Consider the following 12107-nt stretch of genomic DNA (forward strand, 5'->3'; position numbering starts at 1 on the left):
CGCCCACCGGTCCCTGGCGCGCTGTGCCCCGGGCCGATCCCCGGTAGCATGTGCGCATGCCCTCGCTCCACCAGGCCGGCCGGGTGGCCGGACTCCTCGCCGCGCTGCTCCTCCCGCTCACCGCCCCCGCCGGCAGCACCCCGGCCGCCCTGCCCCAGCCGGCGCCGGCCACGCTCGACGAGGCCTCGGCCGGCCGCTTCGCGGCGCTGGCCCTGGCCTGCGTCCACCGCGAGTACCCCAACAAGGTCTCCCACGTGCTGGCGGGCGACGCGGACGCCCGGCCGCCGCGCCAGCTGACCCCGGCCTTCTACGGCTGCCTCGACTGGCACTCGGCGGTGCACGGCCACTGGCTGCTGGCGCGCCTGGCCAGGCTCTACCCCACGGCCCCCTTCGCGGCCGAGGCCCGGGCCGCGCTGGCCGCGAGCCTCACCGCCGCCAACGTGGCCGCCGAGGTGGCCTACCTGCAGGGCAAGGGCCGCGCCTCCTTCGAGCGCCCGTATGGCCTGGCCTGGCTGCTGCAGCTCACCGCCGAGCTGCGCGCCTGGAAGGACCCGCAGGCGCAGGCCCTGGCCGCCGCGCTGGCCCCGCTGGAGGCGGAGGCCAGCGAGCGGCTGCTCGGCTGGCTGCCCAAGCTGCGCCACCCCATCCGCTCCGGCGAGCACTCGCAGACCGCCTTCGCCCTCGGCCTGGTGCGCGACTGGGCGGTGGGGAAGGGGGACGCCGCGCTGGTGAAGCGGCTCGACGCCCACATCCGCAGCTTCTACGAGCGGGACTTCACCTGCCCCATCGCCTACGAGCCGTCCGGCGAGGACTTCCTCTCGCCCTGCCTGGCCGAGGCGGACCTGCTGCGCCGCCTCATGACGCCGGCCCGCTACGCCGCCTGGCTGACCCGCTTCCTGCCCACCATCCCACAGCGCCCCTTCCAGGCCTGGCTGGCCCCGGCGCCGGTGACCGACCGCGCCGACCCCAAGCTGGCCCACGCCGACGGCCTCAACCTGAGCCGCGCCTGGATGCTCTACGGCATCGCCGCCGGCCTGCCGCCCACCGACAACCGGGTGGCCGTGCTGCACGCCACCGCCACCGCCCACCACCAGCTCACCCTGCCGGCCGTCACCGGCCAGCACTACGAGGGCGGCCACTGGCTGGGGACCTTCGCCGTCTACCTCACCAGCGAGGCCTGGCGGTCGTCGTCGCGCTGAACCAGCAGCGGGCCGGGCTCCAGCGACCCCTGCAGCTCGAAGGCCACGAAGACCCCGGCCAGCAGGGCCAGCAGGGTCACCAGGCCGGCCGTCAGGCGGATGGTGTTGCGCCGGTCGGTGGCGCAGTCCCAGCAGCCGCAGCCCCAGTGTCCCTCGGTGTCCATCGGCGCCCCCGGCGGTGTGGCGCGCCCCGTCGGCGCGTGCACCACTGAGACAGGCGCCGGCTGCCGGCTGTGACCGGCCGTGGCTCGTGGCCCCGGTGCCCCGCGGCAGGGCCGGGCCCGCCGCCCCGGCAGGCGCGCCCCGGCCGGCGAGATCCCAGGAGAAACGCCCTCGCTCGACGGGGGTCCCCCCTCGGGGTTGCGGCCGGGGCCGAGGGAGCCTAAACAAGGCCCGTGCCCGTCCGACCCACGCTGGTCCCAGCCCTGCTCGCGCTGGGTGTGTCCCTCCTCGTCCCGGCCTGCAACCGCGACGAGGTCACCCACTTCCGCGTCGCCAAGGCGCCCCAGGCGGCCGACGGAGTCGGTGGCCAGGCGTCCCACGCCGGCGCGCCCGCGCCGCCGCCCGGCATGGCCGGCGACGTCGCCCCGCCGCCCGCGCCGGATCGCGGCCTGCGCTGGACCCTGCCGAAGGGCTGGACCGATCAGCGCTCCGGCGGCGGCATGCGCTACGCCACCCTGAAGGCGCCGGTGGCCGGCCGCATCGACGCCTCGGTGGTGGTGCTGCCCGGCCCGGCCGGCGGGGAGCTCATGAACGTCAACCGCTGGCGCGGGCAGATCGGGCTCGGGCCCATCGACGAGGCCACCCTGGCCGCCGCCCGCAGCGCCGTCGCCAGCCCGGCCGGCACCATCTCGGTCTACGACTTCACCAGCGACGGCGAGAAGAAGAGCCGCCTCATCGCCGGCCTGCTCGAGGCCGGCGGGTCCACCTGGTTCGTCAAGGTGACCGGCGACGCCGCCCCGGTGGGCGCGGCCGCCAAGGACTTCACCCAGCTGCTGGGGAGCCTCCGCCTTGAATAACCTCCTCCACAAGGTCTGGGACGTGCTGACGTCCCTCAAGCTCACCATCGTCTGCCTGGCCATCCTGATGGTGCTGGTCATCGGCTGCACCCTGGCCCAGGTCAGCCTGGGCACCTGGGGCGCCGTCGAGATCTACATGCGGGCCTGGATCGTCTGGTGGCGCCTGCCGGGCACCTCGCTGTCGCTGCCCGTCTTCCCGGGCGGGGCCCTGGTGGGCCTGGTGCTGATGTTCAACCTGGCGGCCGCCCAGCTGAAGCGGATGGAGCTGTCCTGGAAGAAGCTCGGCCTGTGGATCGTGCACGCCGGCCTGATCCTGCTCTTCGTCGGCGAGTTCATCACCGGCGTCTACCAGGTGGACACCCGCCTGGCCGTCGAGGTGGGGCAGACCGTCGACTTCGTCGAGAGCCCCCGCGAGAACGAGCTGGTGGTGACCGACGTGACCGATCCGGCGGCCGACGAGGTCTACGGCCTGCCGGAGGGCCTGCTGGCCCGGGCCGACTCCATCCCGCTGCCGGGCACGCCGCTGACCATCAACGTGAAGAAGTTCTTCCGCAACGCCCAGCTGGGCAGCCGCCGCCCCACCGACCCGCCCTCGCCGGCCACCATGGGCGTGGGTCCGGGGGTGGCGGTCTTCGAGCTGGCGGCGGTGGCCAACGACGAGGACGTCAACCGCACCAGCGCCTTCATCGAGCCGGTGGCGGGCGGCAGGAGCTACGGCACCTGGCTGGTCTCCAACGTGCTGGGCGCCCCGCAGTCCTTCACGCACGAGGGGCGCACCTACGAGCTGGCCATGCGGGCGCGGCGCTGGTACCTGCCCTACTCGGTGACGCTCAAGCAGTTCCGCCACGACGTCTACGAGGGGACCCAGATCCCCAAGAACTTCTCCAGCCTGGTGCAGCTGCGCGACCCGGCCCGCAACGAGGACCGCGAGGTCCTGATCTTCATGAACCAGCCGCTGCGCTACGCCGGCAAGGCCTTCTACCAGGCCAGCTTCGGCAAGGGCGACACGCTCTCCATCCTGCAGGTGGTGGAGAACCCGGGCTGGCTCCTGCCCTACATCTCCTGCGTCCTGGTGGGGATCGGCCTCATCGTCCACTTCGGCATCGCCCTGCGCCGGGCGTTCAAGCGGCGCGCAGCACTCACGGAGGCGACCACATGAGCAAGCTCACCCGGTACGTGCCCTGGGCCGCGGGGGCCCTGGCCCTCCTGGCGGTGGTGGTGGCGGCCCGCCCGCCGGCGCAGGTGGAGGGGCTCGACCTCGACGCCTTCGCCCGCATCCCGGTGCTGGAGGGCGGCCGCGTCAAGCCGGTGGACTCGGTGGCGCGCATCTCGCTGCTGATGATCCGCAGCAAGCAGAGCCAGCCGCTCTACGACGCGGCCGGCAACCACACCCGCACCATCACCGCCAACGAGTGGCTGCTGGACCTGCTCTTCCGGCCCGAGGTGGCCGACCAGCAGCGCACCTTCTACATCGACGACCCCGAGGTGCTGGCCCTCATCGGCCAGCAGCAGTCGTCCAACCGCTACTACAGCTTCGCCGCGCTCCTGCCGCACCTGGCGGAGATCGAGCGGCAGGGCGGCATGGCCCAGGGCATCGACCCCAAGCAGCGCACCCGCTTCCAGGGGGCGGTGGCCAACCTCTACGAGCGGGTCTTCCTCCACTACAAGCTCAAGAACACCGTGCAGCTGGCCGGCAACGTGCCGCTGGCCCTGGAGCTGGGGAGCCGCGCCGATCCGGCCTCGGCGCCGCGCCACCAGTCCCTGGCCGAGCTGGCCCAGTTCCGCATCCTGCCCCCGCAGGCCGGGGTGCAGGGCTCGCCGTGGCGCAGCACCGGCGAGGGGCTGCGCGACGCGGCCCGCGGCGGCCCGCTCGATCCGGGGCTGGAGCCGCTGGCCCGCATGGGCTTGGCCTACGCCGCCCGCGACGCCTCCTCCTTCAACCGCGCCGTGGCCGAGCTGACCGCCGTGGCCCAGGCCTCCCGGCCGGAGGACCTGGCCCAGGCCGGCCACGAGATCGTCTTCAACCGGGTCGAGCCCTTCTACCTGGGCATGGCCATCTACGTGCTGGCCATGCTGGCCATCTTCGCCTCCTGGCTGCGCCTGCCGGGCCTGGCGAAGGACGGCTCGCGCTGGGGCGCGGTGCTGCAGGTGCTGCAGCCCACCGCCTTCGCCCTGCTGGTGGCCGGCTCCATCGTGCACACCCTGGGGCTGGTCTCGCGGGTCATCCTGCAGGGGCGCCCGCCGGTCACCAACCTCTACTCCTCGGCGGTCTTCGTGGGCTGGGGCGCCGTCATCCTGGGCGTCGTCCTGGAGCGGCTCTACCGCCGCGGCTTCGCCACCGCGGTGGCGGCCGCCACCGGCTTCGCCTCGCTCATCGTGGCGCACCACCTCTCCGGCGACGGCGACACCATGGAGATGATGCGGGCGGTGCTCGACTCCAACTTCTGGCTCGGCACCCACGTCATCACCATCACCATCGGCTACAGCGGCACCTTCCTGGCCGGCGCCATCGCCATCGCCTGGACCATCCGCAAGCACTTCGGCAAGGGGCTCGACGTCGCCACCTCCAAGATGCTCACCTCGATGGCCTACGGCATCATCTGCTTCGCCCTGTTCTTCAGCTTCATCGGCACCGTGCTGGGCGGCATCTGGGCCGACCAGAGCTGGGGCCGCTTCTGGGGCTGGGACCCCAAGGAGAACGGCGCGCTGCTGATCGTGCTGTGGAACGCCATCATCCTGCACGCCCGCTGGGGCGGGTACGCGCGCGACCGCGGCATCATGGCCATGGCCATCTTCGGCAACGTCATCACCGCGCTCTCCTGGTTCGGCGTGAACATGCTGGGGGTGGGGCTCCACTCCTACGGCTTCATGGACAAGGCCTTCTGGTCGCTGAGCGGCTTCTGCGCGTCGCAGCTGGCGCTCATCGGGCTGGCGCTGGCGGCGCCGCTCTTCACCCGCGGCGCGGCCACCCCGCCGGCGGCGGGTGGCGCGGCGGCCAGCCGGGCCTAGTCGGCAGGCGCTGGCGGCCCATCCAGGCGCCGAGACCGGCTGGCTCCAGGGCGGAGCCGGCCGGTGTCGTCTGCGGCGGCGCTGGTGGGCCACGGGCGGGCCCTGCGCCCGCCGGTCGCAACCCAACGGGCGTGCGACCCTGAACCGCGCCGACCGCGCTTGAGCTCGAGCGGTGGGAAGAGGGAGGGTGCGTCCTCCGTTCCTGCCGTCGAAGCCGCCGCCCGCTCCTGCCCGGAGGACGCCATGCCTGCTGCCGAGCTGCTGGTCCAGCTGGACGGGATCTTCGACCTGGGGGCCGCGGAGCGCATCGGCGAGGCCCTGGCCTCGGTGGCGCCAGGCGGCGCGCTGCGCATCGACCTGACGCAGGTGCGGGAGTTCCACGACGCCGGCATCGCGTCGCTGGCGCGGATCCTCGGGGCCGGCGGGCAGGCCGTGTGCGTCGTGCTGAGTGGCCTGCGGCAGCACCAGCTGCGCATCCTGCAGTACCTGAACGTGGACCTGGCGGCCCTGGCCTGTGGCGCCGGGGCGAGGCCCGGCGCCGCCCTGCCTACCTGGTGAACTGCACCTGCGGGTGGAGCTGGCGCGCCAGCGGGGAGCGGGTCAGCAGCGCCAGGGCCCGCTCGAGCCGCTGCGCGCCGGCGCCAGGCACCGCGTCGTAGGCAGCCGAGATGAGGTCGCCGAGCGTGGTCACCACGGCGCGCGGCACGGAGCGGGTGGTCCTGCTTGGGGTGCTGGTGGTGCGCTTCATGGCCTGGCTCTCCTTCTCGTCGTTGGTTTCCACTTCACCTAGCAAACCCCTTGCCTCGACCTCTGGGGCGGGGTTACAGGGGGTTGCGCCGCCCTCGCTCCAGCCCGGCTGTCGTTTCTTCAGCCTCAGGACTGGAATATGAACAGTACCCGTCCAGGTATTGTCCACTGCCTGGACAGCATAACCACCCCCGCAAGGATGAGTTCCCATGCCGTCGAAGCCCGCCAGGACCCTCGCGACCTTCCCCAACCCCAAGCCGGGGCGCCCCTACGAGATCGCGATGGAGTGCCCCGAGTTCACCTGCGTCTGCCCGGTCACCGGGCAGCCGGACTTCGGCACCATCCGCATCCGCTTCATCCCCAACAAGACCTGCGTGGAGCTCAAGAGCCTCAAGCTCTACCTGTGGAGCTTCCGCGACACCGGGACCTTCCACGAGGCGGTCACCAACCTCATCTGTGACGACCTGGTGAAGGCCATTGCGCCCCGCTGGCTCGAGGTGACCGGCGACTTCGCGGTGCGCGGCGGCATCCACACCGTGGTGACCGTCCGCCACGGCAAGCGGCCGGCCCTGTAGCCGCCCGCCCGGACCGACCGTCCGGATGTCGCCCTCCCGCCCTCCCCCCCGCCTCGCCGTTCACCGGCCGGCAGCGCTCCCGCGCTAGAATCGCCCGCCCGTGCCGGACACCGCCCACCCGCTCCCCGCCTTCGACCCAGCCTCGCTGGTGGGGACCACGCTCGATGGCCGCTACCTCATCGAGGAGCACCTGGCCACCGGCGGGATGGGCGCGGTCTTCAAGGCCCGCCACGTCTACATGCGCAAGGACGTGGCGCTCAAGGTGCTGCGCCCGGACCTGTCGGCGTCAGCCGAGCTGGTGGAGCGCTTCCGGCTCGAGGCCGAGATCGCCTCCTCGCTGGAGCACGAGCACATCGTCAAGGTCACCGACTTCGGGCGCTCCCCCGAGGGCTGGCTCTTCCTGGCCATGGAGCTGCTCTTCGGCGAGAGCCTCTTCACCCGGCTGAGCCGCGAGGGCTTCATGCCGCCCGAGGAGGTGGTCACCATCCTCTGGCAGGTCTGCTCCGGGCTGGAGGCGGCGCACGCCCGCGGGGTGGTGCACCGGGACCTGAAGCCGGAGAACGTCTTCCTGGCGCGCACCCCGGACGGGCGCGAGGTGGCCAAGATCCTCGACTTCGGCATCGCCAAGATGGCCGACCCGTCGGAGGTGGGCGCCACCCAGGCCGGCATGGTGGTGGGCACGCCGGAGTACCTCTCGCCCGAGCAGGCCACCGGCTCGGTGGTGGACGGCCGCGCCGACCTCTACACGGTGGGGCTGATCGCCTGGCGCGCCCTGACGGGCCGCGCCCCCTTCACCGCCCCCGATCCCCGCTCGCTCCTGATGATGCAGGCCACCCGGCCGGTGCCGCTCATCACCGAGCCCAGGCCCGACCTGGGCGACTTCCCGGCCCTGGTGGCCACCGTGGCCAGGGCCTGCGAGAAGGACCGGGACCTGCGCACCCAGACCGCCAGCGCGCTCAAGGCCGAGCTGGAGGTGGCGCTCGGCCCGTCGTTCGCCCTGCCGGTGGGCGCCACGCCGCCGCCGCGGGTCAGCTACACCACGCTGCCCCCCGTGGAGCCGCCCCGCATGACCCCCGGCTCGGCCAGCGGCACCGTGCGCATGGGCTCCTCGGCGCCGACCACGCCGCCGCCGCCGGACCTGCCCCCGCTGCCGCCGCCCCCGCAGACCAGCTCGGGGGCCTACGGTGCGCACCCCGCCACGCCGGCGCCGCCTGGTGCGGGCTGGCTCCGCGGCCACCCGCTGCTGGTGGCCGCGGCCGGCGGCGCGCTGGCCCTGCTGGTGGCGGCGCTGCTGTGGCGCGGCGGCGCGCCGGAGGCCCCGCCGGCCCCTGTGGTGGTGGCCGCCGCGCCCCCGCCGGTGGCCGCGCCCGCACCGCCGCCGGTCCCCGACGACCTGGAGCTGGCCCGCGACCACCTGACCGCCGGCCGGGCGCAGCAGGCGCGCGCCCTGCTGGAGGCGCTGGTGGTGAAGCAGCCGGGCGACGCCGAGCTGCTGCGCCTCCTCGGCCACGCCTTCCACGACGAGGGCGAGGTGGTGAAGGCCATCGAGACCTGGGCCGCCTCCCAGGCGCTGGCGCCCCTCGACGCGGCGGCGCTGGAGCACCTGGGGTCCGACCTGTCGCGCGACAAGGTGGTGGCCGACCGGGCGGCGCGGCTGCTGGTCAAGGCCGGCGCGGCCGCCGGGCGGGCGCTCGACGGGGCGCTGGCCGCCTCCTCCACCCAGGTGAAGCTGCGCGCCCTGGCGGTGGCCCGGGAGGCCGGCCCCGAGGCGGGCGTGGACACCCTGGGCGGCTACCTGGCGCTGCTGGCCGACCCCGACTGCGACGTCCGCAAGGCGGCGGCGCGCGGCCTCGGCGAGCTGCGCGACCGGCGGGCCCTGCCCCGGCTGCGCGAGCGGGCCGCCGAGCGGAACGAGCGGCGCGGCCTCTTCGGCGTGCTCATCGAGTCGAAGCCGGTGTGCGGCGGCCCCGAGGCGGCCGAGGCGGTGCGCCGCCTCGAGGCGCGCTGAGCGGGAAGCCCCTCCCGGCCTCCGACCGCGCCCGCGCTGGACGCCCCCCGGGCGCGCGGGGTCGCCGGTGCGGCTGCGCCGGCGGCCGGCCCCCACTAGAACGACGCGCGCCCGCGCTGGATCGGCGGCGCGACCAGGAGCGGAACGACATGACCGAGGTGGACGGGATCGCGGTGCGGCTGACCGGCGCGGCGCCGGCTGGGCTGGAGGCGGGGCTGCTGGCCCTGCCGGTGTTCGAGGACGAGGGGGTCGGCGCCGGCACCGGGCTGGTGGCCGAGCTGGACCGGCGGCTCGGCGGCCACCTGCTCTCCGCGGCGCGCGCCGAGCGCTTCGGCGGCAAGGCCGGTGAGCAGCTGCTGGTGAGCACCATGGGGCGGGTCAAGCCGGCCCGGGTGCTGCTGCTCGGGCTGGGCGCCCGGGCCGCCGCGGCCGGCTGGGTCGAGGGCGGCGCCGAGCCCTTGCGCGTGGCCATGGGCAAGGCGGCCAAGGCGGCCCGCGGCGGGACGCTGGCGGCGGCCCTGCCCTCGCTGGCCGGGCTCGGCGTGGGCCAGGTGGCCGCGCTGGCCCGCGCCGCGGTGGAGGGGGCGCTGCTGGGCGCCTACCGCTTCACCGTCTACAAGGCGGCGGCCAGGAAGGCCCCGGCCCTCACCGCCCTCACGCTGGCGGTCCCGGCGGCCGCGGCCCGCTCCCGCCAGGTGGCCGACGCGGTGGCGCTGGCCGGGCGGCTGGTCGCGGCGGTGACCCTGGCCCGCGACCTCGTCAACCTGGGGCCGGCCGAGTGCACCCCCACCACCCTGGCCGACGCCGCGCTGCGGGTGGCCCGGCGGGCCGGGCTGCGCTGCCAGGTGCGCGGTCCCAGGCAGATCGCGGCGCTGCGGATGGGGCTGTTCCAGGGCGTGACCCGCGGCTCGGTGGAGCCGCCGCGGCTGGTCACCCTGAGCTGGATCCCGAAGGGGGCGGCCGCCCGCAAGCGCCCGGTGGTGCTGGTGGGCAAGGCCATCACCTTCGACTCGGGCGGCCTGTCGCTCAAGCCCAGCGACTCCATGATCACCATGAACACCGACATGGCCGGCTCGGCCGCGGTCATCGCGGCCATGTCGGTCATCGCGGCCGAGGCGCCGCCCTTCCCGGTGCACGGCGTCTTCGGCGCCTGCGAGAACATGCCGAGCGGCGCCGCCTACAAGCCGTCCGACGTGCTCACCGCCTCCGACGGCCAGACGGTGGAGATCACCAACACCGACGCCGAGGGGCGGCTGGTGCTGGGCGACGTGCTGGCCTGGTCGGCGGCCACCTGGAAGCCGGCGGCGCTGGTGGACGTGGCCACCCTCACCGGCGCCTGCATGGTGGCGCTGGGGATGACCACCGCCGGCCTGATGGGTCCCGACGGCCCGGTGGTGGAGGGCCTGCTGGCCGCGGCGCGGCGCGCCGGCGAGGAGGCCTGGCGGCTGCCGCTCACCGAGTCCTTGGCCGACAACCTGAAGAGCGAGCGGGCCGACCTGAAGAACGCCGGCGACCGGATGGGCGGGGCCATGAGCGCCGCCCTCTTCCTGCAGAAGTTCGTGGGGAAGGCCCCCTGGGCCCACCTCGACATCGCCGGGCCGTCGCACGCGCCCAAGGAGCGCGGCTACGTGGCCGCCGGCGGCACCGGCTACGCGGTGCGCACGCTGGTGGAGTTCGTGCGAGGCTGGGAGGGCTAGGGCCCGCTCGCCGCGAGCGGCAGCGAGCCGAGGTCGAGGGGCGCCCCTGGAGCGGGTCCGCGCCAGAGAGGAGCGACGCCGTGACCCTGGTCGACACGCTGGCCCGCCTGCTCCGCCCGCCGGGCGGCGGCATCCACCTGGTCTCGACCGGGCGGGCCGAGCAGGCCGCCCTGGTGCGGCGCCTGGCGGGCGCGGCGGACGACGCCGCGGTGGAGGCCCGCTGGCGGACCGAGCTCGGCCGGGCCGCCGGCGCCCGGGCGGTGCTGCTCGGCATCCCCTGCGACGTGGGGGCGGGCTTCCGGCGCGGCGCCAACCTGGCCCCGGCCGCCATCCGGGCCCACCTGGCGGCCGCCGACCCGGGCTGGTTCGACCGGGCGCGCGCCGCCGGCCTGGTGGACCTGGGCGACGTCTTCACCGTGCCGCAGCTGCTGCACGACGAGCAGGTGGCCCCGGCCCAGCTCGAGGCCTGCCGCCGCGCGCTCCACCCCGGGCTCGACCCGGCGGCGCGCGCCGCCCTGCCGGTCTCGCCGCTCTCGGTGGCCGAGCACGCCCTGCGGCTGGTGCTCTCGGTGAACCCGGCCGCCAGGGTGCTGGCGCTGGGCGGCGACCACTCGGCCGCCTGGCCGGTGGTGGCGGCGCTGGCGGCGGCCCGCCCGGGCCTGGGGGTGGTGCAGGTGGACGCCCACACCGACCTGCTGCCCGAGCGGCTCGGCATCCGGCTCTGCTTCGGCACCTGGTCCTTCCACGCCAACCAGCTGCTGGGGCGGGGCGGGCGGCTGGTGCAGCTCGGCATCCGCGCCAGCCGCTTCGAGCGGGCCCACTGGGAGGCCACCCTCGACGTGCGGCAGGTCTGGGCCGCCGAGGCGCGGCGCGACCCGGCCGCGGCGGTGGAGCGGGTGGTGGGGCTGGTGCGCGCGGCCGGCGTCACCGAGGTCTACCTCTCGCACGACGTGGACGGCCTCGACCCGGCCTTCGCGGCCGGCACCGGCACGCCGGAGCCGGACGGGCTCGACCTCGAGACGGTGCTCCTGCTGACGCGGCGGCTGGGGCGCGAGATCGGCCTGGCCGGCGGCGACGTGATGGAGGTGGCGCCGGACCTGGCGCCCACCCCGGCGGCGCGCGCCACCACCTTGGACAGCGCCGTGGCCTCGCTGCGCGCCACCGCCGAGGCGGCGCTGGGCGTGGCCATCTGAGGCGGGGCCGGACCAGGCCTCCTGGTCCGGAGGCAGGAGCGGCGCCAGGGAGCCAGCCCACCCAGCCTGGCGCCACCCGCCGCGCCCCGTTACACGGGGGCCATGCTCGCCTGGCTCCAGCGTCACCGCCCCGGCCCCATCGGCGGCGCCCTCATCGGCGCCCTGGCCTTCACCGGCCTGATGCAGATCTTCCCCGCGCTCGGGTGTGGTTGAGGCGGCTTCTCCAACCCGGCGGTCGCCGGGCTCATCGGGGCGCTGCTCGGCGCCAACTTCATCGCCGACCCGAAGCTGCGCCCCAAGGGCGGTCCGCCGGCCCAGGGCCAGCCAGGCCCGCCCGAGCCCCCTCACCCGGGGTGACGCTTGCCCCCTCACCCCGGCCCTCTCCCCCAGCGAGCTGGGGGAGAGGGTGAGCAAACACCAGCTCCCAGCCCTGCTCGCGCTTCCGCCTGGACCCGGGCAGACCACTGCCATTTCGCCTGACCCGGGCAGGCCTCTGCCATTCCGCCTGACCCGGGCAGGCCTCTGCCATTCCGCCTGACCCGGGCAGACCTCTGCCATTCCGCCTGACCCGGGCAGACCTCTGCCATTCCGCCTGACCCGGGCAGACCTCTGCCATTCCGCCTGACCCGGGCAGACCTCTGCCATTCCGCCTGACCCGGG

11 protein-coding genes are annotated in these 12107 nt (G+C 75.1%); 9 read left to right on the plus strand and 2 right to left on the minus strand.

The window, feature by feature from the left end; all coding sequences use genetic code 11:
* Window positions 1-56 precede the first annotated feature (56 nt).
* Complete coding sequence (locus tag IPO09_13950; GenBank protein ID MBK9518424.1) at window positions 57-1199, plus strand: DUF2891 domain-containing protein; 1143 nt, start codon at window positions 57-59, stop codon at window positions 1197-1199.
* On the opposite strand, the gene IPO09_13955 is transcribed toward IPO09_13950, so the two are convergent.
* Entirely contained in the window at window positions 1160-1363 is a 204-nt protein-coding gene (locus IPO09_13955; protein MBK9518425.1) for a hypothetical protein, read from the minus strand. The genes IPO09_13950 and IPO09_13955 overlap by 40 nt on opposite strands.
* Window positions 1364-1594: 231 nt before the next feature.
* Between IPO09_13955 and IPO09_13960 the strand changes: the two genes are divergently transcribed.
* The 4 genes from IPO09_13960 to IPO09_13975 all read left to right on the plus strand — a co-directional run bounded on the left by IPO09_13960 (window position 1595) and on the right by IPO09_13975 (window position 5785).
* The gene (locus IPO09_13960; GenBank protein ID MBK9518426.1) at window positions 1595-2218 is read left to right on the plus strand and encodes a hypothetical protein; all 624 of its coding nucleotides are present in this window, start codon (window positions 1595-1597) and stop codon (window positions 2216-2218) included.
* 67 nt (window positions 2219-2285) lie between these two features.
* Window positions 2286-3377 carry a cytochrome c biogenesis protein ResB gene (locus tag IPO09_13965; GenBank protein ID MBK9518427.1) on the plus strand — a complete coding sequence of 364 codons (1092 nt, stop codon included), beginning with the start codon at window positions 2286-2288 and terminating at the stop codon, window positions 3375-3377.
* Complete coding sequence (gene ccsA, locus IPO09_13970) at window positions 3374-5227, plus strand: cytochrome c biogenesis protein CcsA (GenBank protein ID MBK9518428.1); 1854 nt, start codon at window positions 3374-3376, stop codon at window positions 5225-5227. Before IPO09_13965 ends, ccsA begins: the two co-directional genes overlap by 4 nt.
* A gap of 243 nt (window positions 5228-5470) precedes the next feature.
* Complete coding sequence (locus IPO09_13975; protein ID MBK9518429.1) at window positions 5471-5785, plus strand: STAS domain-containing protein; 315 nt, start codon at window positions 5471-5473, stop codon at window positions 5783-5785.
* On the opposite strand, the gene IPO09_13980 is transcribed toward IPO09_13975, so the two are convergent.
* The gene (locus IPO09_13980; GenBank protein MBK9518430.1) at window positions 5775-5975 is read right to left on the minus strand and encodes a hypothetical protein; all 201 of its coding nucleotides are present in this window, start codon (window positions 5973-5975) and stop codon (window positions 5775-5777) included. The two genes, IPO09_13975 and IPO09_13980, sit on opposite strands and share 11 nt — an antisense overlap.
* A 208-nt stretch (window positions 5976-6183) precedes the next feature.
* On the opposite strand from IPO09_13980, the gene queF reads away from it, so the two are divergent.
* The 4 genes from queF (at window position 6184) to IPO09_14000 (ending at window position 11447) form a co-directional block, all read left to right on the plus strand.
* Entirely contained in the window at window positions 6184-6549 is a 366-nt protein-coding gene (gene queF, locus IPO09_13985; protein ID MBK9518431.1) for an NADPH-dependent 7-cyano-7-deazaguanine reductase QueF, read from the plus strand.
* Between the two features lie 205 nt (window positions 6550-6754).
* Entirely contained in the window at window positions 6755-8557 is a 1803-nt protein-coding gene (locus IPO09_13990) for a protein kinase (protein MBK9518432.1), read from the plus strand.
* A 149-nt stretch (window positions 8558-8706) separates the two neighbouring features.
* Window positions 8707-10254: a leucyl aminopeptidase gene (locus IPO09_13995; protein ID MBK9518433.1), complete on the plus strand. Its 1548-nt coding sequence runs from the start codon at window positions 8707-8709 to the stop codon at window positions 10252-10254.
* Between the two features lie 80 nt (window positions 10255-10334).
* Window positions 10335-11447, plus strand: coding sequence for an arginase family protein (locus IPO09_14000; protein MBK9518434.1), 1113 nt, complete (start codon window positions 10335-10337; stop codon window positions 11445-11447).
* Window positions 11448-12107: the final 660 nt, after the last annotated feature.

This window comes from Anaeromyxobacter sp., from assembly GCA_016718565.1.
Classification (GTDB): Bacteria; Myxococcota; Myxococcia; order Myxococcales; family Anaeromyxobacteraceae; genus JADKCZ01.

What these genes read in the sequence shown, in the direction of transcription:
- IPO09_13990 (MBK9518432.1), top strand. Translation starts at nt 6,755, where the DNA reads ATGGGCGCGGTCTTCAAGGCCCGCCACGTCTACATGCGCAAGGACGTG.
- queF (MBK9518431.1), top strand. Translation starts at nt 6,184, where the DNA reads ATGCCGTCGAAGCCCGCCAGGACCCTCGCGACCTTCCCCAACCCCAAG.
- IPO09_13975 (MBK9518429.1), top strand. Translation starts at nt 5,471, where the DNA reads ATGCCTGCTGCCGAGCTGCTGGTCCAGCTGGACGGGATCTTCGACCTG.
- ccsA (MBK9518428.1), top strand. Translation starts at nt 3,374, where the DNA reads ATGAGCAAGCTCACCCGGTACGTGCCCTGGGCCGCGGGGGCCCTGGCC.
- IPO09_13995 (MBK9518433.1), top strand. Translation starts at nt 8,707, where the DNA reads ATGACCGAGGTGGACGGGATCGCGGTGCGGCTGACCGGCGCGGCGCCG.
- IPO09_13950 (MBK9518424.1), top strand. Translation starts at nt 57, where the DNA reads ATGCCCTCGCTCCACCAGGCCGGCCGGGTGGCCGGACTCCTCGCCGCG.
- IPO09_13965 (MBK9518427.1), top strand. Translation starts at nt 2,286, where the DNA reads ATGGTGCTGGTCATCGGCTGCACCCTGGCCCAGGTCAGCCTGGGCACC.
- IPO09_13980 (MBK9518430.1), bottom strand. Translation starts at nt 5,975, where the DNA reads ATGAAGCGCACCACCAGCACCCCAAGCAGGACCACCCGCTCCGTGCCG.
- IPO09_13955 (MBK9518425.1), bottom strand. Translation starts at nt 1,363, where the DNA reads ATGGACACCGAGGGACACTGGGGCTGCGGCTGCTGGGACTGCGCCACC.